This window comes from Shimia fortis (assembly GCF_040225985.1).
In the GTDB taxonomy this organism is placed as follows: domain Bacteria; phylum Pseudomonadota; class Alphaproteobacteria; order Rhodobacterales; family Rhodobacteraceae; genus Shimia.
The window spans coordinates 170,788-192,781 of sequence record NZ_JBBPEU010000002.1; the positions used below are offsets into that span (position 1 = coordinate 170,788).

22 protein-coding genes are annotated in these 21,994 nt (G+C 60.8%); 12 read left to right on the forward strand and 10 right to left on the reverse strand.

Annotated elements, in window-relative coordinates; translation table 11 throughout:
* The first annotated feature begins 159 nt into the window (after window positions 1-159).
* From WNE31_RS04040 to WNE31_RS04060, 5 genes are all read left to right on the forward strand, one after another.
* A complete protein-coding gene (locus WNE31_RS04040) occupies window positions 160-1,017 on the forward strand; it encodes an ATPase (protein WP_349978419.1) in 858 nt (285 codons plus the stop codon).
* Between the two features lie 52 nt (window positions 1,018-1,069).
* Entirely contained in the window at window positions 1,070-1,993 is a 924-nt protein-coding gene (gene metA / locus WNE31_RS04045) for a homoserine O-acetyltransferase MetA (RefSeq protein WP_349978420.1), read from the forward strand.
* Window positions 1,994-2,082: 89 nt separating this feature from the next.
* Window positions 2,083-2,952 carry a polyphosphate kinase 2 gene (gene ppk2 / locus WNE31_RS04050; protein ID WP_349978421.1) on the forward strand — a complete coding sequence of 290 codons (870 nt, stop codon included), beginning with the start codon at window positions 2,083-2,085 and terminating at the stop codon, window positions 2,950-2,952.
* Complete coding sequence (locus WNE31_RS04055) at window positions 2,945-3,562, forward strand: TetR/AcrR family transcriptional regulator (protein WP_349978422.1); 618 nt, start codon at window positions 2,945-2,947, stop codon at window positions 3,560-3,562. The genes ppk2 (WNE31_RS04050) and WNE31_RS04055 overlap by 8 nt, the downstream gene beginning before the upstream one ends.
* Before the next feature lies 1 nt (window position 3,563).
* Complete coding sequence (locus WNE31_RS04060) at window positions 3,564-4,337, forward strand: hypothetical protein (protein ID WP_349978423.1); 774 nt, start codon at window positions 3,564-3,566, stop codon at window positions 4,335-4,337.
* On the opposite strand, the gene WNE31_RS04065 is transcribed toward WNE31_RS04060, so the two are convergent.
* The 5 genes from WNE31_RS04065 to WNE31_RS04085 all read right to left on the reverse strand — a co-directional run bounded on the left by WNE31_RS04065 (window position 4,331) and on the right by WNE31_RS04085 (window position 8,113).
* Complete coding sequence (locus tag WNE31_RS04065; protein WP_349978424.1) at window positions 4,331-5,359, reverse strand: hypothetical protein; 1,029 nt, start codon at window positions 5,357-5,359, stop codon at window positions 4,331-4,333. The two genes, WNE31_RS04060 and WNE31_RS04065, sit on opposite strands and share 7 nt — an antisense overlap.
* A 103-nt stretch (window positions 5,360-5,462) precedes the next feature.
* On the reverse strand, window positions 5,463-5,948 hold the full coding sequence (gene rpsI / locus WNE31_RS04070; protein WP_349978425.1) for a 30S ribosomal protein S9: 486 nt from the start codon (window positions 5,946-5,948) through the stop codon (window positions 5,463-5,465).
* Window positions 5,949-5,951: 3 nt separating this feature from the next.
* Window positions 5,952-6,410, reverse strand: coding sequence for a 50S ribosomal protein L13 (gene rplM, locus WNE31_RS04075; RefSeq protein WP_349978426.1), 459 nt, complete (start codon window positions 6,408-6,410; stop codon window positions 5,952-5,954).
* A 194-nt stretch (window positions 6,411-6,604) separates the two neighbouring features.
* Window positions 6,605-7,588, reverse strand: coding sequence for an SLAC1 anion channel family protein (locus tag WNE31_RS04080; protein ID WP_349978427.1), 984 nt, complete (start codon window positions 7,586-7,588; stop codon window positions 6,605-6,607).
* Window positions 7,589-7,684: 96 nt separating this feature from the next.
* A complete protein-coding gene (locus tag WNE31_RS04085; RefSeq protein ID WP_349978428.1) occupies window positions 7,685-8,113 on the reverse strand; it encodes a PaaI family thioesterase in 429 nt (142 codons plus the stop codon).
* Window positions 8,114-8,169: 56 nt separating this feature from the next.
* Between WNE31_RS04085 and WNE31_RS04090 the strand changes: the two genes are divergently transcribed.
* The 3 genes from WNE31_RS04090 (at window position 8,170) to gluQRS (ending at window position 11,691) form a co-directional block, all read left to right on the forward strand.
* Entirely contained in the window at window positions 8,170-8,955 is a 786-nt protein-coding gene (locus WNE31_RS04090; protein WP_349978429.1) for an enoyl-CoA hydratase, read from the forward strand.
* Window positions 8,956-9,514: 559 nt separating this feature from the next.
* Window positions 9,515-10,858 (forward strand): methylenetetrahydrofolate--tRNA-(uracil(54)-C(5))-methyltransferase (FADH(2)-oxidizing) TrmFO, encoded by a 1,344-nt coding sequence (gene trmFO / locus WNE31_RS04095; protein WP_349978430.1) that lies wholly within the window; start codon window positions 9,515-9,517, stop codon window positions 10,856-10,858.
* On the forward strand, window positions 10,855-11,691 hold the full coding sequence (gene gluQRS / locus WNE31_RS04100) for a tRNA glutamyl-Q(34) synthetase GluQRS (RefSeq protein ID WP_349978431.1): 837 nt from the start codon (window positions 10,855-10,857) through the stop codon (window positions 11,689-11,691). Before trmFO ends, gluQRS begins: the two co-directional genes overlap by 4 nt.
* Before the next feature lie 9 nt (window positions 11,692-11,700).
* Here gluQRS and WNE31_RS04105 read toward each other — a convergent pair whose 3' ends face one another.
* The 3 genes from WNE31_RS04105 to WNE31_RS04115 form a co-directional block, all read right to left on the reverse strand.
* On the reverse strand, window positions 11,701-13,068 hold the full coding sequence (locus tag WNE31_RS04105; RefSeq protein WP_463407415.1) for an MATE family efflux transporter: 1,368 nt from the start codon (window positions 13,066-13,068) through the stop codon (window positions 11,701-11,703).
* 319 nt (window positions 13,069-13,387) lie between these two features.
* Window positions 13,388-14,365 carry a polyphosphate kinase 2 gene (gene ppk2 / locus WNE31_RS04110; RefSeq protein WP_349978433.1) on the reverse strand — a complete coding sequence of 326 codons (978 nt, stop codon included), beginning with the start codon at window positions 14,363-14,365 and terminating at the stop codon, window positions 13,388-13,390.
* Window positions 14,366-14,541: 176 nt separating this feature from the next.
* On the reverse strand, window positions 14,542-16,596 hold the full coding sequence (locus WNE31_RS04115) for an Ig-like domain-containing protein (RefSeq protein ID WP_349978434.1): 2,055 nt from the start codon (window positions 16,594-16,596) through the stop codon (window positions 14,542-14,544).
* Window positions 16,597-16,914: 318 nt separating this feature from the next.
* On the opposite strand from WNE31_RS04115, the gene parE reads away from it, so the two are divergent.
* From parE to WNE31_RS04135, 4 genes are all read left to right on the forward strand, one after another.
* Window positions 16,915-18,873 (forward strand): DNA topoisomerase IV subunit B, encoded by a 1,959-nt coding sequence (gene parE / locus WNE31_RS04120; RefSeq protein ID WP_349978435.1) that lies wholly within the window; start codon window positions 16,915-16,917, stop codon window positions 18,871-18,873.
* Between the two features lie 35 nt (window positions 18,874-18,908).
* Window positions 18,909-19,337, forward strand: a complete 429-nt coding sequence (locus WNE31_RS04125) for a hypothetical protein (protein WP_349978436.1) — start codon at window positions 18,909-18,911, stop codon at window positions 19,335-19,337.
* Between the two features lie 205 nt (window positions 19,338-19,542).
* Window positions 19,543-19,866 (forward strand): hypothetical protein, encoded by a 324-nt coding sequence (locus WNE31_RS04130; protein ID WP_349978437.1) that lies wholly within the window; start codon window positions 19,543-19,545, stop codon window positions 19,864-19,866.
* A gap of 40 nt (window positions 19,867-19,906) precedes the next feature.
* Window positions 19,907-20,581, forward strand: a complete 675-nt coding sequence (locus WNE31_RS04135; RefSeq protein ID WP_349978438.1) for a hypothetical protein — start codon at window positions 19,907-19,909, stop codon at window positions 20,579-20,581.
* A 60-nt stretch (window positions 20,582-20,641) separates the two neighbouring features.
* On the opposite strand, the gene WNE31_RS04140 is transcribed toward WNE31_RS04135, so the two are convergent.
* Window positions 20,642-21,217, reverse strand: a complete 576-nt coding sequence (locus tag WNE31_RS04140) for a PA14 domain-containing protein (protein ID WP_349978439.1) — start codon at window positions 21,215-21,217, stop codon at window positions 20,642-20,644.
* An 88-nt stretch (window positions 21,218-21,305) separates the two neighbouring features.
* The gene (gene gph / locus WNE31_RS04145) at window positions 21,306-21,968 is read right to left on the reverse strand and encodes a phosphoglycolate phosphatase (protein WP_349978440.1); all 663 of its coding nucleotides are present in this window, start codon (window positions 21,966-21,968) and stop codon (window positions 21,306-21,308) included.
* Between the last annotated feature and the right edge of the window lie 26 nt (window positions 21,969-21,994).

Consider the following 21,994-nt stretch of genomic DNA (forward strand, 5'->3'; position numbering starts at 1 on the left):
CTTCCACCCTCTTTTTCTTGGGAAAAATACCTCGGGGTGAATTGGCGCCCCCGGCGCCAAGAGGGGCAGCGCCCCTGCCTCCCCCCGCCACAGGCGTATTCCGTTTGACCTGCCCCGTCCCCGCCGTTACCAAACCCCAAAGACACGAGGGAATGCTCCATGATCTATGCCTCCGCAGAGGACTGGCGCAGCGCAGCGCAGAAAAAAGTGCTTCTTTTCGGCATGTCGGGGCTGGGCAAAACCCATGTCTCGGACATCTTGCGCAAGACCGGCAACTGGTTCCACTACTCGATCGACTACCGCATCGGCACGCGCTACATGGGCGAACATATCACCGATTCCTGCATCCGCGCGGCGATGGACCACCCCTATCTGCGCGAAATGCTGATGGCCGACGCGATCTATATCGCGCCGAACGTGCACACCCATGACCTGACTGCGGTCTCGACATATCTCAGCAAACCGGGCGATCCGGCGAGGGGCGGGCTGCCCATGGCTGAATACCGCCGCCGCCAGACCCAGTTTCAGGAGGCCGAGGAATCGGCGCTGGCCGACACGGCGCATTTCATCGCCCGCGCCCGCGAGGTTTATGGCTATGACCATTTTGTCTGCGACACGGGCGGTTCGATCTGCGAATGGGTGGATGCCGGCAACCCCGATGATCCGATCCTGACCGACCTTGCCCAACAGACCCTGATGATCTGGATCGAAGGCTCGGACGCCCATACCGAAAAACTGGTGCGCCGCTTTGATGCCGCCCCCAAACCGATGGCTTATCAACCGGCCTTCCTGGCCAAGGTCTGGGCGGCCTACCTGGCCGAGTTCGATTGCGCGGAAAATGCCGTCGATCCCGACCATTTCATCCGCTGGACCTATGCCAAGGCGCTGGCGCATCGCCAGCCACGCTATGCCGCCATGGCCAAATGGGGGGTGACCGTCTGCGCCGAAGAGGTGTCCGAGGTCGCCACCGCCGCCGATTTCGAAGACCTGATCGCCACCGCCCTTGAGCGCCGCTGAGCCCCGTCCTAGATTAAGATCCCACCCCATAACAGGAAAGAGACCCTGACCCATGCCGATCAAACTGCCTTCCGACCTGCCCGCCTTTGACGTGCTTTCGCGCGAAGGCGTGATGGTCATGTCCGAGAGACAGGCAGCCCGGCAGGACATCCGCCCGCTGCGCATCGGGCTCTTGAACCTGATGCCCAAGAAAATCCAGACCGAGAACCAGTTCGCCCGCCTGATCGGGGCCACCGCCCTGCAGATCGAACTCTCGTTGATCCGGATGAGCGAACACAAGACCCGCAACACTGCCGCCGAACACATGGCCGAATTCTATCGCCCCTTCTCGGAGATCAAGGAGTCGGGTGAGAAATTCGATGGTCTCATCATCACCGGTGCGCCAATCGAACATCTGCCTTTCGAGGACGTGACCTATTGGGACGAGCTGCGCGAGGTCTTTGACTGGACCCAGACCCATGTGCATTCAACCTTTGGGGTCTGCTGGGGCGGTATGGCGATGATCAACTATTTCCACGGGGTAAAAAAACACATCCTCGACGCCAAGGCGTTCGGCTGTTTCCGCCACAAGAACATGGACCCGGCCTCGCATTATCTGCGCGGGTTTTCGGATGATTGTGTGATCCCCGTCAGCCGCTGGACCGAAATGAAGCAAGCCGAGATCGACGCCGTGCCCGACCTGCACACGTTGCTGAGCAGCGACGAGGTGGGCCCCTGCCTGGTCGAGGACCCCAAGCATCGCGCGCTCTATATCTTCAATCACTTTGAGTATGACAGCGACACGCTCAAGCAGGAATATGATCGCGACGTGGCCGAGGGCACGCCGATCAACGTGCCGACCAATTATTACCCAGAGGATGATCCGTCGCGCCCGCCGATGAACCGCTGGCGCAGCCACGCGCATCTGCTTTATGGCAACTGGGTCACCGAGATCTACGAGACCACCCCTTACGATATCTCTCTGATCGGCACCTGACAGAAATGCCTCAGCGCGGGCGAACCTGCGCTGCTGCATTGAACTGAACGCCTAAGCCGTCCATATTAAAAAGAAAACGGAGAGGTTTCATGGAGCTGCCCTTCGACGGTGCAATCAGCGCCTATTTCGAGACAGACGCCCCCGACCCCGTGCGCACGGCCATTCGTGATGGCGACAAGGACGATATTCTGGACGCCGGTTTTCCCTATTCCGACCGCATGGACCGCAAGGATTACGAGCGCGAGATGGAGGCCCTGCAATGCGAACTGGTCAAGCTGCAACGCTGGATCAAGGACAGCGGCGCGCGGGTGGCCATGGTGTTCGAAGGTCGTGATGCCGCCGGAAAAGGCGGTACAATCAAGCGGTTCCGCGAAAATCTTAACCCTCGTGGCGCACGGGTCGTGGCCCTTGCCAAGCCCACCGAGGCCGAACAGACCCAATGGTATTTCCAGCGCTATATCGACCACCTGCCATCGGGCGGGGAAATGGTGTTCTATGACCGCAGCTGGTACAATCGCGGCGTGGTCGAAAAGGTCTTTGGCTTTTGTGACGATGACCAACGCGAACGGTTTTTCCGGCAGGCTCCCGGGTTTGAACAGGCGCTGGTCAATGACGGGATTCACCTGTTCAAGTTCTGGCTGAACGTGGGCCGCGCCGAACAGTTGCGCCGCTTTCTGGCCCGCGAACGCGACCCCCTGAAACAATGGAAGCTGAGCTGGATCGATGTCGAGGGGCTGAAACGCTGGGATGCCTACACGCAGGCGATTGGTGAAACGCTGGAGCGCAGCCACAGCGACGCCGCGCCCTGGACCATTGTCCGCTCGGATGACAAGCGACGCGCGCGGCTGATGGCGCTGCGTTCCGTGCTGCACGCCCTGCCCTATGACCGCAAGAACGCGGATGCGATTGGCACGATCGACCCCAAAATCTGTGGCGGCCCGGATATCTGGAATGCCTAAACGCGGCTATCATCACGGCAACCTGCGCCAGGCGCTTGTGGATGCCGCGCTCCAGCTGATCGAGAGCAAGGGCCCGACCGGCTTCACGCTCTCCGAGGCGGCCAAGCAGGCGGGCGTGACGCCTGCGGCGGTCTATCGCCATTTCGAGGGGCGCGAAGACCTGATCGCCGAGGCCGCGCGGCAGGGGTACGAGATTTTTGCCGACCTCATGCAATACGCCTATGACAAGGGTCAGCCGTCTGCGCTGGCCTCGTTCGAGGCGACAGGGCGCGCCTATCTGGCCTTTGCGCGCAAATATCCCGGCCATTATATCGCGATGTTCGAAAGCGGCATCTCGGTCAACCGCACGCCGGAACTGGCCGCCGTGGCGACACGGGCGCGCGGGGTGATGGAACAGGCCGCCCATGACCTGAGCCAGCATATCCCCCCCGAAAAACGCCCCCCCGCCAGCATGTTCAGCGCCCATATCTGGGCGATGAGCCACGGGGTCGTGGAACTGTTTGCCCGCAATTCCCCCGGCAGCCAAAGCCCCTTTCCCCCCGAAGACCTGCTGGAAAGCGGGATTGGTGTTTACCTGCGGGGTCTGGGCCTGATCACGCCGGATACCTGAGATGGCCGAGGAGTTCGACGCCCTGTTTCGCGGTGAGTTCACCTATCCCGGCGGATTCAGCAAGCTGGTCCAGGACACGCCCGAACACCGCCAACCCTATGACGGCATGGCAGAGTTTCTGGACGGGCTGAACGCGATCGGACTGGCGCAACTGCAAGACCGCCACCTGCCCGCCGATCCGCCCGAACCGCCAAAATCCCCCGTCACAGCGGCCGAGAAATACGCGCAACTGAGTGCCGAGTTTGCAGGGCGTCCGGCGCTTCTGGCGGTGCATGGTCTGGTGATTGCCGCCGCGCGTCGCGCCACCCCGCCCGCCATCGCAGAAGACATGTTCCAGACACTGTGGCAACATCACGCGCTGTTTCTGCTGGCCGAGCTGGATATCCGCTGGAAACTGTCGGCGCTGCAAACCTTTCGCGATTTCGGCACATCCGAAGCGCAACGTCGGACCGCCGCCGAGTTGACTGTGTTTTTCAACATGATGAAACTTTATGAAAGCGAGCGTCTTTTCTCAGGACACCGCGCGCCTGACCCGTTCGGACTGGATCATCGCGCAGCGGGGCGCCTGCCCTTGCGGCTGAGCGCCTATTCTCTGAAAGGCGGCGACCTGGACCGCAATATGCTGGGGCATCTTTGGCTGTCTGCCGAGGAAGACCCGGTGCTGCGCCCGCTGGCCTGTCACCTGCTGACCGCCGTGAACCGCGACAAGGGCACGGTGTTCCGGCGGTTCCGGTTGATGCGGCGCGCCCTGAAACGGCGCACAAAGGGTCAATAGAACCCGACCCCGTCAGCATCCGCCCAGAGATATCCCTTGCGATAGATCCGACCCAGCACCTCGGGCAACTGGCCTGCACGATCCTCGACACAGTTTTTCTTGAGAAACCAAGTCAGGAACTTTTCATGGGGCCAGTCGCGCGACAGGGTTTCCTGCAACGCCGCTTGCATCCGTACCGGATCGGTCAGGGTCACGGCATTGGCCGCAAAATCGGTCTGCCCGCCCAGAACCGCAGGAGTCTTGTGCAGGAAGCCCTCGAAACAGGCCGCGGAACTGAGCGAAATGCTTGCGTCACAGGCCGCCAGCAAAGCATGGATCGAGGCGTCGGTTACAATCACCCCAGCATCAGGATCATGCAGGCCCTTCAGAAAGGCCTGTTCGTCCTCGGTCTGGAGAGGGTGCGGTTTGATATAAAGTGGTCGCACGCCCCGGGCCGCGATGGCTGCGCCGATCATGTCGGGCACGGTCATGTAATGCTTGTGATAGCGCGGTGCCTCGAAAGTCTGAGCAAAAAAGCACAAGCCCCCCTTGGCGACCGGCACGCTGTCCACCGGCGGCTGGTCGAATTTGGACCGGTTGCTCTCGACAAAACGCTCGTGCAGGCGGGCAAAGACCTTGCGCGCGTAGTGGCCGCTCATCGGGCGCGGATCAAAGGGGCGCAGGCGCTGGGTCGCGTTGTTGCGGGTGCCGATCTCGTCAAAATACCAATAGCCGCGCAGATAACTGGGCACCGCGTGGAAACACCCTGCGCCATAGATCGGGACATCCTCAAGGAATACATGAAGGTGGCGGGGGTCCTCCAAAAGGCTGCGCGACGCCTCGGACGTGGTGACCACGTCGACCCGCACGCCCTGCTGCGCGGCAAATTCGGCCAGTGCGCGCATCAGGGGAAACTTGCCCGCAATCAGGGTCCGCGCCATCGCGCCACGCGCGTGAAAGAACAGGGCATCCGGACCGCCCAACAGGGATTTCCGATTGAAATCAGTCACTTTCCACGGATCATCGAACGGGGGGACAGGCATGGTTTCACCGGAACTCAGAACACGAACCTTACTGAACCACAGGCCCCGCCCAAAGAAAAGGGCCGCCCGAAGGCGACCCTTTGAATGCATATTCCAGCGAAGATTAACGCTTCGAGAACTGGAACGAACGACGTGCTTTGCGCTTACCGTATTTCTTACGTTCCACAACGCGGCTGTCGCGGGTCAGGAAGCCTGCCGCTTTCAGCGGGGCACGCAAGCTGGGTTCGTAAAGCTGCAGAGCTTTCGAGATGCCGTGCTTGACTGCGCCAGCCTGGCCCGTCAGACCGCCGCCTTTGACGGTGGCGTAAACGTCGAATTCACCTTCAACGCCGGCAACCTGGAAGGGCTGGCGCAGGATCAGCTGCAGAACGGGACGTGCGAAGTACTTGTCCTGGTCCTTGCCGTTGACGACGACCTTGCCCGAGCCGGGCTTGATCCAGACGCGGGCAACCGCATCTTTACGTTTGCCGGTGGCATAGGAACGGCCCAGTTCGTCACGAACGGGTTCGCGCGGAGCCGCGACTTCTACAACAGCTTCTTCACCGGCCACGGCGTTCAGCTCTTCAAGCGAGTTGATTTGATCAGCCATTGGTTAGCTCCGGGTGTTTTTCTTGTTCATGGATTTCACATCCAGCACTTCCGGCGACTGCGCCTCGTGGGGATGTTCGGCACCGGCGTAAACGCGCAGGTTGGTCATCTGCTTGCGCGACAGGCGGTTGCCCGGCAGCATGCGCTGAACAGCTTTCATGACAACACGCTCAGGGTGTGCGCCTTCAAGGATCTGTTCTTTGGTGCGCGACTTGATGCCGCCCGGATGACCGGTGTGCCAGTAGAAGTTTTCCTGACGCTTGTTGCCGGTCAGCTGGATCTTGTCCGCGTTGATCACGATGACATTGTCACCCATGTCCATGTGCGGGGTGAAGGACGCCTTGTGCTTGCCGCGCAGGCGCATGGCGACGATCGACGCCAGACGGCCCAGAACAACGCCCTCGGCGTCGATCAGGATCCATTTCTTGTCGATGTCTGCCGGAGTAGCAGAAAAGGTTTTCATGGTTGGTCTACCTGAGTTTTGGTTGACAGATACGCCAATGCGCGACGCACCTAAATTCGATGGGCGGGTTATAAAGGTGTGAATGACACAGTCAAGCGCAGCATCTTCAAATTATCCATTTAAAAACAGTGACTTGCAAATTAGGTATCATTATACCCCACATTTTTTCGCTGTTTTTGCCGGATTCTGCGGCCTTACTCGGGCACGCATATCTCGTTACGCAGGATGGCAACCAATGTGCGATAGATCAGACCGACCATAATGGCGCACAGCACCAGCAGAATTCCCGTCCCGATCACCACATGCGTCTGCGATCCGGTCAAAGCGGCAAAGCGAAACGAGGCGATGGTCAGCGCCGCGACTGGGAAGCTGAGCGCCCACCAAGGCAGGGCAAAGGGCAGTTTCGCGAAATTCGGGATCTGCACCACCATCAGGGCGGCAAAGACATAGCCACTGTTCAGCAGGATGCGCGCAAAGGAATCCACGCCGCCTGTCAGGTTGATATAGGCCAGAAACGCCACGGCGGGCGGGGCAATCAGGATTACCAGCGTCGGGTACAGCTTGCCCGGAATGGGGTTGTGAAAGATCAGGCGGTTGAACACCAGCGTCAGCAGGACCACCCAGAACACGAGGCCTGTCGAGAAGAACAGCCAGGACAGTTCGACAAAGCCCATCGGCGCCCCCGCGACCGGTGCCACGACATTGCCCACCGCCGGGATGAACCAGGCCGGGGTCAGCTGCCCCACCTCGAACGCACGGTGGCTGATCCAGCCCGAGATCACCGCCAACGTCAGGATGGCCTGAAGTACCGCGCCAATGATCCAAAGCCCGCGCGCCGCTTCTGGAAAGCTGGGGAACAGCGCGGTGGCAATCAGCAAGATGGAAATTGAAATCGCGGGAAAGAAGGCAAGGCGCACGGGATGGTTCCACTCGGCCTGAACGGCGGCGCGATACCGCATCACCTTCGCGATGTAAAATACTGATATTACAATGAAAGCTAAAACACCCAACCACAAAAATACGGTCGAAAGCGCCGCCAACACCGGATAGACTGCCGCGCCTGCGTGCAAGGCCAGCGTCAACCCCATCAGCCCCATGACCACCGCAAAGAACGGCACCGGAAAGTGTTTCAGTCGCGGCTCGGGGGCGGCAATCTGGCTGGGCGTGGCATCGGACATGGAATTCTCCTGCTTCGGAACACGGCGGGGACTCGGGGCCGCAGCCTCACATATCAAACTCGGAATGCGATGGCCATGCCCTGAATCACCCCCGCTCTAGGGTTTCGGTGCGGGCGGGATGGAATAAGTCATTGAGGCCCGCGCGACAGGGTCGTCCTTGCCCTCGGAATAGATCAGGATATCCGTCACCGAAAGGGTGCGCCCCAGTTTGAGCAAGGTCGCTACGGCAATCAGATCCCTGCCCGCCTCGGGTTTGCGCATGAAATCCATCGAACAGCCCGTGGTGACCGCCAGCGCCTGTTTGCCGATCCGGGCCATCGTGGCGACATAGGCGCTCACATCGGCAAGCGCGAACATCGATGGGCCAGAAACCGTGCCGCCAGGGCGTAAATGGCGGTCTGCCGTCAGCAACCGCATCACCGTTTTCGTACCGTCCATCTCTTCAATGGCGAAATCGCTTTTGACTTGCGGAAAGACCTCTTCAAGGAAGGCCATCATTTCATCTGCCGTCATCACCGCTTGCATGCTTTTCTCCGTCGCTGTCTGCCGCTAGGTTTGCCCCATACCCTTGGGAGGACAAGATGGAAATTCTGGAACGTCGCGACACCAACGCCGTCGCATACCTGAACATGAACGCGCCCGAACGGCTGAACGCCCTGTCGGACGAGATGCTGGCCGCGCTACAGGACCAGTTCTATTCGCTGAAAGAGGACCGCACGGTGCGCGCCGTGGTGCTGTCGGGATCGGGCAAGGCGTTCTGCGCCGGGCATGACCTGAAACAGATGACCGCCGGGCGCCAGTCCGAAGATGGCGGCAAGGCCTATTTCAAGGATCTGTTTGATCGTTGTGCCAAGATGATGATGACGGTCCAGTCCCTGCCCCAACCCGTCATCGCGCGCGTGCACGGGATTGCCACCGCCGCCGGGTGCCAGCTTGTGGCGACCTGTGACATGGCCGTGGCCGCAGAAGGCACGAAGTTCGGCGTGAACGGGGTGAATATCGGCCTGTTCTGCTCGACGCCCATGGTGGCGCTGACCCGCAATATCCACCGCAAACAGGCGTTCGAGATGCTGACCACGGGCCGGTTTCTGAATGCAGACGAGGCACGCGAGGTGGGGCTTGTGAACCGAGTCGTGCCCGTCGACCAGCTGGACAGCGCGGCCACCGATCTGGCCGAGAGCGTGGCGGGCAAGCTGGGCGCGGCGGTGCGGATCGGCAAGGAAGCCTTCTACAACCAGATCACCATGACCACGCCCGACGCCTATGGCTATACCGGCGACGTGATGGTGGAAAACATGCTGTACCGCGACACCGAAGAAGGCATCAGCGCCTTTCTTGAAAAGCGTGATCCCAACTGGGAACAGTAAGCGTTTCCAGACCTGCAACGGTGTTTTTCCACGTTTTTTGTTAAACACGACACCTAAATCGGGCACATTGGAAGAACAGCCCGGCGCGCGCCCTGTGCGCCGGAGTCGGGGCATCCGCCTGCTGACGGAGAACAGAATTCCGCCCCGACACCCACGGATGGTCGCCCCCACCAAGTCAGGCCATCTCGCAAGTTCGCTGTGCGGCCACCGCATTGTGGTCGTAGAAGGGGGCGATGAACCGCGCGGGCACCCTGCTTACCTCGCCCGTCGCTTGATCGCCCCCCTCTGAACCCAAGGCCCCGCGGGGCCGCGCGAAAGGAAACGGAAAAACACTGTTTCCGGATCGCGGCAGAAATGTGGCGGTTTCCCTCTGGGCCAAACGCTGCACCCGTGACATAACGGGCATGTCGTCACTGCACGGCACTTACAACACTGGGTCGCCGCCGCGCGGAAGGTCCCTCCGGGCCGTCTCTCACGGCCGCACCATGCCCGCCCGGCGACCCAGGTTCTTTTCTTCTCTCCCCTTTCCAAAGCGGTGTTTCCGCCTTATGTCCGCGCCATGACAGAGACATTGCATATCATTGGCGGCGGCATGGCCGGATCCGAGGCCGCGTGGCAAGCCGCGCAAATGGGCGTGGACGTGGTGATCCACGAAATGCGCCCCGAGGTCGAAACCTTTGCCCATCGCACTGGCCACCTGGCCGAGATGGTCTGTTCCAATTCCTTCCGCTCGGATGATGACGAACAGAATGCCGTGGGCCTTTTGCATTGGGAAATGCGGGCCGCGAACGGGTTGATCATGGCGATGGCAGACAAGCACCGCCTACCCGCCGGTGGCGCGCTGGCCGTGGACCGCGACCCCTTTGCCGAAAGCGTGACCGCCGCCCTGACCGCCCTGCCGAATGTGCGGGTCGAATATGGCGAGATCAGCAGCCTGCCCGAAAACGGGCACTGGATCATTGCCACCGGACCGCTGACATCGGCCGGTCTGGGCGCGGCCATTCAGGCCGAAACCGGCGCCGAACGGCTGGCCTTTTTCGATGCCATCGCCCCGATCGTCTATGCCGACTCGGTCAATATGGACGTGGCCTGGCTGCAATCGCGTTACGACAAGGGCGAAACCGAGGCAGAGCAGAAGGCCTATCTCAACTGCCCGATGACCCGTGACCAGTACGAGGCGTTCATCGACGCCCTGCTGGCCGCCGACAAGACCGAGTTTCACGAGGGCGAGACCGCCGGCTATTTCGACGGCTGCCTGCCGATCGAGGTCATGGCCGAGCGCGGCCGCGAGACCCTGCGCTTCGGACCCATGAAACCGGTCGGGCTGACCAACCCGCACAAACCGGATGACAAGCCCTATGCAGTGGTTCAACTTCGCCGTGATAATGCCTTGGGAACGCTCTATAATATCGTCGGCTTCCAAACCAAGATGAAATACGGCGCACAAACCGAGGTGTTCAAAATGATCCCCGGTCTTGAGGACGCGTCCTTTGCGCGTCTGGGCGGCATCCATCGCAACACCTTTATCAATTCGCCCACGCTTCTGGATGACCAGATGCGCCTGAAATCCCGCCCGAACCTGCGCTTTGCCGGTCAGGTCACCGGCGTCGAGGGCTATGTCGAAAGCGCGGCGATGGGACTTTTGGCGGGGCGTCTGGCGGCGGCTGAAATCCTTGGCAAACCGCTTGAGACCGCGCCTCTCAATACCGCGATGGGTGCCTTGGTGCACCACATCACCGGTGGCGCGGATGCCAAGACTTTCCAGCCGATGAACGTGAATTTCGGCCTGTTCCAGCCGGTCGAGGGGCTCAAGGGCGGGCGGCGCGGCCGCAAGGACCGCTACAAGGCCTATACCGACCGCGCCAAGGCGGACTGGCAGGCGTGGCTTGACGCGCAGGCATGATCACCCGCTTTGCCCCCTCGCCGACGGGCCCCCTGCATCTGGGCCATGCCTATTCGGCGCTTCTGGCGCATGACAGGGCCCGCGCGGTCGGGGGCAGGTTCCTGCTGCGAATCGACGATCTTGACCAGTCGCGAGCGCGGGTGGCTTGGGAAGAACAGATTTACGACGACCTGAGCTGGCTCGGGATCACGTGGGATGGCCCCGTGCGGCGGCAGTCCGAGCATTTTGCCGACTATGCCGCGGCTTTGGACGGGTTGACCGCGCGCGGACTGACCTTTTCCTGCCGGTGCAGCCGCCGCGATATCGAGACCGCAGCCAGCGCCCCGCAGGAAGGCGTGCCCGCCTTCGGTCCCGACGGGCGCATCTATCCCGGCACCTGTCGCGATCTCGCCCTGCCCGACACCGAGGCCACGAGCACCCGCCTGGATATGGCCCGCGCCTGCGCGGCGGGCCTGCCTGCACAGTTTACGGAAACCGGCCCCGCCCATGCTGGTCTGCACAACCTGACCGCCGAGGATCTGACCACCACCGTGGGGGATGTCGTGCTGTCCCGCCGCCAGATGGCGGGGTCTTATCATTTGTCGGTGGTGCTGGACGATGCGGCCACGGGCGTGACCCATGTGGTGCGCGGCGAAGACCTGTTCGAGGCCACCCGCATCCATGTGTTGCTGCAATCGCTGTTGGATCTGCCCACGCCCGAATACCACCATCACCGGCTGATCCGCGACGAGGCAGGTAAACGGCTGGCCAAGCGGGACGATGCCCGCGCCATTGCAACCTATCGTGCCGACGGGGCCAGCCCCGCTGACATTCGCGCCATGGTGGGGCTTTGAGGGCAGTCGTTAGGTGGCGAACTGGCGGCGCAGCTTGGTCATTTTCGGCCCCCAGAACCGCCACAGCAACAGCACCGACGCTGCGGTCAGCCCCACCACAAGACCCAGCCAGACGCCGACACCTTCCCAGCCCAGCTTGAACCCCAGCACATAGCCGCAGGGCACGCCGATGACCCAGTAACTGATCGTGGCGATGATCATGGGCGCGCGCGTGTCCTTCACCCCGCGCAACAGGCCCAGCGCCATCACCTGTGCGCCGTCCACCACCTGGAACAGGGCAGCCATGAACAGCAGGCTGACCCCCACGGTAAGGATCGCGTCGCGGTCGGGTTCGGTCGGGCTTAGGAACAGGCTGAGCAGGGCTTCGGGGAAGCTTAGGAAGATCACCACCGCCAGAAGCGCCACCCCCAGCGACATGAACAGCGCCACCCGCGCGCCCCGCGCCATATTGAGCGTGTCCTTGCGGCCCAGCGCATTGCCCGCACGCACGGTGGCCGCATTGGACAGGCCCAGATGCACCATGAAGGTTACGCTGGCCAGTTGCAGCGCAATCCCGTGCGCCGCCAGTTGCAGTGTACCCAGCCACCCCATCATGATGCTGGAGGCAGCAAACAGGCCCACCTCGGCCAGGTTGGTGATGCCAATCGGCGCCCCGAGACGAAAGACATGGGCGAACGCCTCCCAGTCGGGGCGCCAGATGCGGCTGAACAGCGTATGCTGGGGCAAGGCGCGGCGGGCATAGATCATGATCCCGAGGATCGACACGACCTGCACCGAGAGAGAGGCAATCGCCGCACCCACCACGCCCAGTTCCGGAGCGCCCCAGTTCCCAAAGATCAGGGCATAATTCACCAGCGCGTTGCACACCGCGCTGAGGACCGTGACCCAGAACACCACGCGCGTGTGTTCCAGCGCCGCAAGGTAGGATTTCAACACCATCACCTGCAGCGCGGGGATCAGCCCCAGCCCCGCCCAGCGCAGATACAGCTGCGCGGTCTCTGACACCTCGACCGTCTGCCCCGCCGCCTTGAGGATCGCGCCTGAAAACCAGAACAGCGGCAGCGCCAGCACCGCAAAAAACAGAGACAGCCACATCCCCATGCGCGTGGTGCGCCGCACGGACACTTCGTCCCCTTCGGCATCGGCCTCGGCCACCAGGGGCATCACCGCGATGGCAAAGCCCGAGCCAAGGATGAAGATCACGAAGAAATAGGTGCCGCCCAGCACCACGGCCGCCAGCGCGTCAACCGAATACCAGCCCAGCATGATGGTGTCGGTCAGGCCAACGGCAAACTGGGCCACGTGCCCCCCGATCAGGGGCAACCCCAGCCGTAAAACGGCGCGGCTGTGGTCACGATAGGAAACGGGTGCGGTCACGGGCAATCCTCGGGGCGTCATTTGTTTCTAGGTCATGGGATCCCGCCCCGACAAATGTGGCCGCCATGCGGGGCCGTAGGGATGAGATCAACCAGCAACACACGAACCGAGTCCGTCTTGCATCTTCCTGCCTACAGGATCGCGACAGAATTTCAATGGTCTGATGAAAAATCGGGCAGAGTTGACGGGGCCTATCCGCCCCCGGAACACAAGAAAGGCGGCCCGACCCCTTCGGTCATGGCCGCCCTCCCGGAACTTCTGCCCGTTCAGAGCGTGCTGCACCCCCTCCTATGGCACAGCACTGCAGAAGCCCTATGGCTTACCCTTTGCGGGTTTCCGGATGCATCGACGCGCCCAGGATGTGCTCCGACCGATGGATCACGTGGCTGGCCGTATTCACGATCAGCGGGTCGGGCGCATGGGCGATCTTGAGATCCTTGCCCGGATAGTCGAGCGAGTTCAGGAAGTGCAGCATACAGTTCAGACGCGCGCGCTTCTTGTCGTTCGACTTGACCACGGTCCAGGGCGCATCGGCCGTGTCGGTGTAGAAGAACATCGCTTCCTTGGCTTCAGTATAGTCATCCCACTTGCTGAGCGACGCCTTGTCGATCGGCGACAGCTTCCATTGCTTGAGGGGATCGGTTTCGCGGCTGTCAAAGCGGCGCTTCTGTTCGTCCTGCGTGACCGAGAACCAGTATTTGTAAAGACGGATTCCCGACCGCACCAGCATCCGTTCCAGATCGGGGGTCTGCCGCATGAATTCGAGGTATTCGCCCGGCTCGCAGAATCCCATCACGCGTTCCACACCGGCGCGGTTATACCACGAGCGGTCGTAGAGCACCATTTCACCGGCGGTCGGCAGGTGGTCGATATAGCGTTGGAAATACCACTGGCCGCGTTCTTCGTCGGTGGGCTTGTTCAGCGCGACCACACGGGCCGAGCGCGGATTGAGGTGCTCGGTAAAGCGTTTGATTGTGCCCCCCTTACCGGCAGCGTCACGGCCTTCAAACAGCATCACGAATTTCTGACCGGTCTCCTGCGCCCAAAGCTGCACCTTCAGCAGTTCGGCCTGCAGCTTGGCCTTCTGGCTCTCGTAGGCGCGGCGCGACAGCTTGGTGTCATAAGGGTATTCGCCGCTCTCAAAAGCGAGTCGCACCTCTTCAGGCGTGGGCGGACGTTTGCGCGCGGGGGCAGCAGCCACGGCAGCGGCAGGGGCTGCGCCATTGGCCTGCGGGTTGGCTGCCTCTTCAGCGGCTTTTTTGACGGCAGCGGGAGGGGTCGCAGTGTTTGCGGTCATAGAGAGACTCCTTGTTTTCTGAACGTGGCCGAACCTTACCCCACTGCCGTTGACGCTGCCTTGATGCACGTCAACAAATGTAAATGTTCTGTAAAATCCCCCCGTGAAACATCCCTCCACAAAAGCAAAAAACGGCGCCTGCGAAAGACGCCGTTTTTCAATCGTTTCAACCTGTATCAGGCGATGTCGATGCTTTCCGGCAGCACCCCTTCAACATTAACGAAGGTGTCCAGCGTGACATCCGCAGTGCCATTGTCGTCACTGTCGATTTGCACAACCAGCTGGATCTGGTTCACATCCCCGTCAAAGGCATCCAGCAGCATCACGTCACTTAGATCAGCACTCAGCCCCAGCGGACCAGCGGTAAAGTCGCCCGGATCAAGATCATAGGCACCGGTCTGGACCCCATCACTGTTGAACACAAACACATCCGCATCAACCACCGCGGATTCCGGGATCGGCGACCCCAGCAGAGCCGCCGTTAGGTCATTGGGGTTGGTAACGAGCTCGGACCCCCCCGTATTGTCGACAACATCCAGATAGTTTTGAGGCACATTGTTACCGATCCCAAAGGCCGAAATCTGCGCGCCATGCGCTTCGATCTGCGCAGCCGCCGCATCCACCTGTGAAAGAGACTGCCCAGTGGACGGCACCGGGCGACCGTCAGATAGGAAATACACAAGATTAGAGGCATCTCCGAATGCCGTTTCCAATTGCCCCACCCGTGTGGCAGTGTCCAGCAGCGCCTCGACGTAATTCGTATATCCGCCATACCGCAACCCTGTCAGAGCATCGTCAATGAGCGTGTCGGTGCCCGGTATATCAAAAAAGAAGGTCTCGACTGGACCCGCATCTGAAGCAAAGGGAACGATAGTGAGCGTAACATTTTCCGGCGGATACCCAAGCGCCTGAATATCGTCGGTCAGTGCCATCAGCGAGGCGATTTCGACATCAAGAATGGTGTTGGCACGACCATCTCTGTTTACATCGCCAACAGTTGCACCAGATACAATCTGACCGGTACTGCCAGAAACATCCACGATGTAAACCACATTGATACGCGGCTGGATCACGGCACCAAAGTTGATTTCGATACTGACATCCGCAGTTCCGTCATTGGTAAAGGCCCCGCTGGTGAGGCTGGCGGTCACGACCTGACCATTCGCGCCGGTGCCGCTGTCAGAGTTGCTCGCTGTTCCGGGATCAAAGGTGCCCGCCCCGATCACCGTGATCGTGGCTGTGGCCGTATCGCTCTCCTGACCGTCGCTGATCGTGTATTCGAAGGACACGGTCGCCGTTTGCCCCAGGGACAGGCCGACAAATTCAGTGCCTGCATCAAACTGCACCGCACCGCCAACGAGTGACACGGTCCCTTCGACAGGTTGCGTCAGTCCGGTGATCGTGATGGCATCCCCGTCCGCGTCAAAATCGTTCCCCAGAACATCCAGAATAGTGGTGCCCGTTTCCAACGCTCCGAAAAGATCATCAACCGCTTCGGGCGGCGTATTCGTGCCCACGACCGTAATCGTAACCGTGGCCACATCATCGTCACCATTCGCGTCGGTCACACGGTAGGTAAAGATCACATCTTCCGTTTCGTCCTTAAGAAGATCGTCAAACTCTCCGTTGGGATCATAGGAAAACGTCCCGTCCGGATTAAATGTCAGGACACCCTTGGACGGGCCCGCCACCAGATCCACCGACGAGACAAGATCGGGCACGCTGTCATTCACAAGCACTGTCCCCGCGACCAGCACCACGTTGTCATCAGTTTCATGCGCATCGTCGACCGCATCCACAGGGTCGTCCTCGGGCGAAATCTCGCTCCCATCAACCATGATACGGATGTTTTCGAATTGCTTCACGCGCAAGCCGATGCTGTCAAAATTCTGCCACTGGCCGGTTGCCTGCCCCGTTGGGTTAATGGCGGTCGAGAGAAAATCGAGGAAACTGTCAATCTCGGCCTGTAGCGTCGGCGCCAGGTCAAGCCATTCCGCACTGGTGAAGGACAGTGTCAGCGTATCAACGCCAGATCCGCCCATATAAGTCCGGTCTGCCCCGCCGCCGTTATGGACATAGACGACCTCGTCATCTCCTGCGCCCCCTTTGACGGTATTGCCGCCCTCACCATTGTCGGTAATGAGATCATTGCCGGGCAATCCGTCCATCTGGGACTCACCTCCTGGGATATCCAGAATGTCGTCTGTTGGCTTACCTTTATTACGTGGCATTTTAACCTCCTAATATCTTGTGATTTTTTTGAAAATAGAAATGACTGCGCTACCAAACACGGCCACAGTTTATCACAGATCACAGACTTGACCTAACATCACCTTCAATACGGACAGTCTCGCAGCCAGCTACACCCATGGGAGGCAAAGTCGAGATTATACGACAGGTCATCTCGTCGGTACGGAACCGGTCACCCGGGAAACCAAGGCGCCCCCCCGAACCGATCTCCGGCGGGACAGTTCATCAGCCCTCTTTCCCCTGCCTGCATCCCCTGCCATAATACCGGCCAACCAAAACCAAGAATGAGCAGCCCAAGCATGGCCAATGATCTCCTGACCGAGACCCAACCCACCGATTATGATGCCTCGTCTATCGAGGTGCTCGAGGGGCTGGAACCTGTCCGCAAACGCCCCGGCATGTATATCGGTGGCACGGATGAACGCGCGCTGCACCATATGGTGGCCGAGGTTCTGGACAACTCGATGGACGAGGCGGTCGCGGGCTTTGCCAACCGGATCGAGGTCGAACTGCACGCTGATTACGCGGTCACCATCCGTGACAACGGGCGCGGCATCCCGGTGGACCCCCACCCCAAGTTCCCCGACAAGTCGGCGCTTGAGGTGATCCTCTGTACCCTGCATGCGGGCGGCAAGTTCTCGGGCAAGGCGTATCAGACCTCGGGTGGTCTGCACGGGGTTGGGGCGTCGGTTGTGAACGCGCTGTCGGATTCGATGGTCGTACAGGTGGCCCGCAACAAGGAAGTCTATGAACAGCGCTTTTCGCGCGGTTTGCCCCTTGGGCCCGTGGAAAAGGTTGGCGCGGCACCCAACCGGCGCGGCACCACGGTGACCTTCCACGCAGACGAGCAGATTTTCGGCAAGCACCGTTTCAAACCCGCCCGCCTGTTCAAATCCATCCGCTCCAAGGCTTATCTGTTCTCGGGCGTGGAAATCCGCTGGAAATCGGCCATTGAGGATGGCGAGACCCCGACCGAGGCCACGTTCCACTTTCCCGGCGGTCTTTCGGATTACCTCAAGGAATCGATGAACGGCTCGTCCACCTATGCCGATCAGCCCTTTGCCGGCACGGTGGATTTCCAGGAACGTTTCAACACCCCCGGCAAGGTCGAATGGGCGATCAACTGGACACCGTCGCGCGATGGCTTCATCCAGTCCTACTGTAACACCGTGCCCACGCCCGAGGGCGGCACCCATGTCGCGGGGTTCTGGGCCGCGATCCTCAAAGGGATCAAGGCCTATGGCGAGCTGGTGAACAACCGCAAGGCCAAGGAAATCACCCGCGAAGATCTGATCACCGGCGGCTGTGCGCTGGTGTCGTGTTTCATCCGCGAGCCGGAATTCGTCGGCCAGACCAAGGACCGCCTTGCCACGGTCGAGGCGCAGCGTCTGGTGGAAAACGCCGTGCGCGACCATTTCGACAACTGGCTGGCCGCTGATACCAAATCCGCGGGCGCGATCCTTGATTTCCTTGTGCTGCGCGCCGAAGAACGTCTGCGCCGCCGTCAGGAAAAGGAAACCCAGCGCAAATCCGCGACCAAGCGCCTGCGCCTGCCCGGCAAGCTGGTGGATTGTTCGCAAAACAACCGCGACGGCACGGAATTGTTCATCGTCGAGGGTGACTCGGCGGGCGGATCGGCCAAGATGGCCCGCAACCGCAAGACCCAGGCCCTGTTGCCCCTGCGCGGGAAAATCCTGAACGTGCTGGGCGCGGCGTCGTCCAAGCTCGGCTCAAACGCCGAGATCAACGACCTGACACAGGCGCTGGGGGTTGGGTTGGGGACGAAATTCAACGTTGATGACCTGCGCTATGACAAGATCATCATCATGACCGATGCCGACGTCGACGGTGCGCATATCGCCTCGCTTCTGATGACGTTCTTCTTTACCCAGATGCGGCCCATGATCGACGCGGGCCACCTCTATCTGGCCTGCCCGCCCCTGTTCCGCCTGACGCAGGGCGCCAAGCGGGTCTATTGCATCGACGAGGCCGAGCGCGACGTCTGGCTGGAAAAGGGTCTGGGCGGCAAGGGCAAGATCGACGTCAGCCGCTTCAAGGGTCTGGGCGAGATGGACGCGAAAGACCTGAAAGAAACCACGATGGACCCCGCGTCCCGCACCCTGATCCGCGTCACCATTGACGAGGACGAACCCGGTGAAACCGGCGATCTGGTGGAACGGCTGATGGGCAAAAAGCCCGAGATGCGGTTCCAGTACATTCAGGAGAACGCTAGATTTGTCGAAGAATTGGATGTTTAAGCTCTCTTCACAATCAAGAGGGGAAACTCGGAAAAATGATTCGCACTCAGATATCCGTACTCGCACTTGTGCTGATCTGCGCCTGCACGCCATCAGCGACGCTGATAAGCCGTACTACCGGAGCGGTCGGTAAAGGAACAGTCGAGAACGCCACAATGGGGAACTCCGGTCCCTTGACCATTAGCTTTAAAAACGAAAGCTATTCCGGACAGTGGGTCGCCGTTCCGAACCCGGGTTCATATAACTTCGGGCTTTTGAATGCTTATGGTGGCGGAACGTCAGCCTACGGTAACTTCTCCAGTTACTCAGTATCAGACAGCGGCTTCGGAACTGCCATTTTGAGTTCGAACAAAGGCAATTCTATGAGGTGTGAGTTTCGATACAATACAATGTCCATGACGGCCATCGGTGTTTGCCAAAAACAAAATGGCGAAGTTTTTGATCTACAGGTTGTAACAAGCTAGTATTCCGAAATCGCACCTCGCGCCCGACCCGGGGTGGGTGCGGAACGCGCCCGCCGTCTTGCCGGAGGCAAGCCGATCATAGGCGGCGCACCTTTGGTGCGACGGGGGCGGGTCGGGCGCGGTCATTTGGGCTTTGGCCTAAATGACATGAGTGAGGCACCCTCTCGCCCTACCCTTTGTCGCCCATCCGTGCCACACTCCTCCCATGATCCGGATCACCGCTTTCCTGACCGCTCTTGCCCTCGCCCTGCCTGCGCAGGCGAATGAGATCGAGCGGTCGCCGCTCTTTTGTGACCAATATGCCCGCAATGCCGCCGGCACAGGCGGTACGCAGCGCGGCGCGATGGCGGGGAATTATGCGGGCGGGGCGGCGGGGGCCGTCAAGGGGGGCTCGAAATCGGCGCGGCGCGGCATCCTGCTGGGCGGGGCGGCAGGTGCAGCGGTGGGCAGCGGCTGGGACCGGAAGCTGTATGATTTCTACTATCAGGAATGCATTTCTCACAAACGGTTGACCTATCCCTGGCCCTGATGTGACTTGCGCGGGCGCGCGACGCTGATACGCTGATTCCATGCGCGCGCTCTGGCTTGTTCCCGTCTTTCTGATGATGTCCTGCACCCGCCCCATGACCGAGGGCGAGATCGCCTTTGCCGCCGATCTGCAGGGCGACACGCTGAACCCCGCGCCGGTGCGCATGACGCGCGATGTGCCGCTGGGGGTGGCGACCTTCACGCTGGAAAAACGCCCGCGCCTGACCTGCCGCGAACGCATCGTACCCGAACCGCAGGGCCAGACCGTGACCGTATCGCCCGCGGCGGTGGTGCTGTGGAACCGGATGCTGTTTTCGGAAAACTGGTACAGCCCCGATTACATGAAAGACTACCCCGAGAAGATGGACCTTGTCTCGGCGATGCTGTTCGCGCATGAGATCACCCATGTCTGGCAATGGCAGAACCGCGACCTGACCGGATATTCCCCCGTCAAGGCCGCGCGCGAACATGGCGGCGGGGCCGATCCCTATCTGTTCGATGTCTCGACCGACACCAGATTCCTTGATTTCGCCTATGAACAACAGGCCAGCATCGTCGAGGAATATCTTTGTTGCAGCATGCTGGACCCCGACGCGCCCCGCACCAAGCGGATGGAGGGCCTGCTGAAAGAGGTCTTCCCGCTTGACACCCTGCCCCGCCCTGACGCGATCTCCCTGCCCTGGGACGGGGTGCAGCTTGACGGGATCTGCCGCTAGGGTTCCCCCAATGAAAAAGGCCCCGCGCGGGGGCCTGTCTCGAACGCCTGTCTGGCGGGTTTACTTGTAGCCGAAGGCCGAGTCCGGGATCAGCGTATAGCTGCCGCCGGGTTTCTTCCATTCGGATTCATAGCAGGCGGTGCCCTCTTTCTGATAGTAGAACGCCTTGAAGTCATACCAGCCCGCCTTGGGTACGTTCACCTTGGGGCGACCGGCGCTGGAGCACGGGTTGATCCCGTCGAGCTTGGCCACGGTTTTGCCGCTGATCCAGACCTGAAGCCCGTCATTGGCATAGAATTCGAGATCATAGACACCGGGCGCATCGAATTTGATATAGCCGGTAAAGTTGGCGATGATGTGTTCGTATTTCTTGGTGCCGAACATCAGCGCGCCCTTGCCCTTGTCCGGCCATTGCAGTTTGCGGATCGGCTTGGCCGCGTTGGGATTCTCGGAAAGATAGCCCTTCGCCTGCCCAAGGCTGCGCGGGCGATGGCCCAGCGAAAACTGCGCTTTCAGTCCCTGTTTGACACCGCTTGGCTGCGGGTTGGCGGGTGTAAGTTCGATCACGCCGGCACTGGCCACCGTCCCGACCATCATGCCCAGCGCAGCTACGGCTGCCACAATCAGCTTCTTCATGAAACATTCCCCCTTAACACGCCCGGACGCCCCCGGGCCGGAATTCCCTTGTATTCAACTTAGGAACGCAAAGGCCCTGACACAATAGTTAACTGCCAGAGGGGCCAAAGACGGCCCGGGCGATGCGGGGGAGATCGGCGAAATCGTCGAAGGCATGATCGTGGGGCATGTCGCTGACCGGCTGCTTGCGATAGCCCTCGGTAAAAAGGGCAAAGGGCACCCCTGCGCGCACCGCCGTTTCGGCGTCGATCTCGCTGTCCCCGACATAAAGCACCTGCCCGGTCTTCATCTCGTCCATCACGCGTTGCAGGGGCAAGGGGTCGGGTTTCTTGCGCTCGGTGCTGTCGCCGCCCACCACCACGTCGAACAGGTCGGCAAGGTCAAGCTGCAGCAACACATGCAGCGCGGGCCCGTGGGGTTTGTTGGTGCAGATGCCAAGGCGATGCCCCTCAGCCCTGAGCGTATCGAGGGTCTCGCGCACCTGCGGGTAAAGTCGGGTCTGCGCGGCGCTGGCGCTGTTGTAGATGGCCAGCGTGTCGGCGGTCAGACGGGCGTGCTGGGCCATGTCCAGCCCCAGATGGTCGATCACACGCTCAACCAGCTTTGGCAACCCGTTGCCGATAAAGCCCGTGACGGTGGGCAGATCCAGCGGCCCCTGCCCTTCTTCGGCCAGCATCTGGTTGACGGCGGCCTGAATGTCGGGCGCGCTGTCGATCAGCGTGCCGTCCAGATCGAAGATGACAACGGGCATGACGGGCCTCCCTTTCAGAACAGCCC

Bases quoted from the DNA above. Each gene is read 5' to 3' on its own strand.
- rplM (WP_349978426.1), bottom strand. From the start codon at position 6,410: ATGAAAACCTTTTCTGCTACTCCGGCAGACATCGACAAGAAATGGATC.
- ppk2 (WP_349978433.1), bottom strand. From the start codon at position 14,365: ATGACCGCAAACACTGCGACCCCTCCCGCTGCCGTCAAAAAAGCCGCT.
- WNE31_RS04055 (WP_349978422.1), top strand. From the start codon at position 2,945: ATGCCTAAACGCGGCTATCATCACGGCAACCTGCGCCAGGCGCTTGTG.
- trmFO (WP_349978430.1), top strand. From the start codon at position 9,515: ATGACAGAGACATTGCATATCATTGGCGGCGGCATGGCCGGATCCGAG.
- metA (WP_349978420.1), top strand. From the start codon at position 1,070: ATGCCGATCAAACTGCCTTCCGACCTGCCCGCCTTTGACGTGCTTTCG.
- WNE31_RS04125 (WP_349978436.1), top strand. From the start codon at position 18,909: ATGATTCGCACTCAGATATCCGTACTCGCACTTGTGCTGATCTGCGCC.
- parE (WP_349978435.1), top strand. From the start codon at position 16,915: ATGGCCAATGATCTCCTGACCGAGACCCAACCCACCGATTATGATGCC.
- WNE31_RS04140 (WP_349978439.1), bottom strand. From the start codon at position 21,217: ATGAAGAAGCTGATTGTGGCAGCCGTAGCTGCGCTGGGCATGATGGTC.
- WNE31_RS04115 (WP_349978434.1), bottom strand. From the start codon at position 16,596: ATGCCACGTAATAAAGGTAAGCCAACAGACGACATTCTGGATATCCCA.
- WNE31_RS04040 (WP_349978419.1), top strand. From the start codon at position 160: ATGATCTATGCCTCCGCAGAGGACTGGCGCAGCGCAGCGCAGAAAAAA.
- ppk2 (WP_349978421.1), top strand. From the start codon at position 2,083: ATGGAGCTGCCCTTCGACGGTGCAATCAGCGCCTATTTCGAGACAGAC.
- WNE31_RS04065 (WP_349978424.1), bottom strand. From the start codon at position 5,359: ATGCCTGTCCCCCCGTTCGATGATCCGTGGAAAGTGACTGATTTCAAT.
- rpsI (WP_349978425.1), bottom strand. From the start codon at position 5,948: ATGGCTGATCAAATCAACTCGCTTGAAGAGCTGAACGCCGTGGCCGGT.
- WNE31_RS04090 (WP_349978429.1), top strand. From the start codon at position 8,170: ATGGAAATTCTGGAACGTCGCGACACCAACGCCGTCGCATACCTGAAC.
- gluQRS (WP_349978431.1), top strand. From the start codon at position 10,855: ATGATCACCCGCTTTGCCCCCTCGCCGACGGGCCCCCTGCATCTGGGC.
- WNE31_RS04135 (WP_349978438.1), top strand. From the start codon at position 19,907: ATGCGCGCGCTCTGGCTTGTTCCCGTCTTTCTGATGATGTCCTGCACC.
- WNE31_RS04130 (WP_349978437.1), top strand. From the start codon at position 19,543: ATGATCCGGATCACCGCTTTCCTGACCGCTCTTGCCCTCGCCCTGCCT.
- WNE31_RS04080 (WP_349978427.1), bottom strand. From the start codon at position 7,588: ATGTCCGATGCCACGCCCAGCCAGATTGCCGCCCCCGAGCCGCGACTG.
- gph (WP_349978440.1), bottom strand. From the start codon at position 21,968: ATGCCCGTTGTCATCTTCGATCTGGACGGCACGCTGATCGACAGCGCG.
- WNE31_RS04085 (WP_349978428.1), bottom strand. From the start codon at position 8,113: ATGCAAGCGGTGATGACGGCAGATGAAATGATGGCCTTCCTTGAAGAG.
- WNE31_RS04060 (WP_349978423.1), top strand. From the start codon at position 3,564: ATGGCCGAGGAGTTCGACGCCCTGTTTCGCGGTGAGTTCACCTATCCC.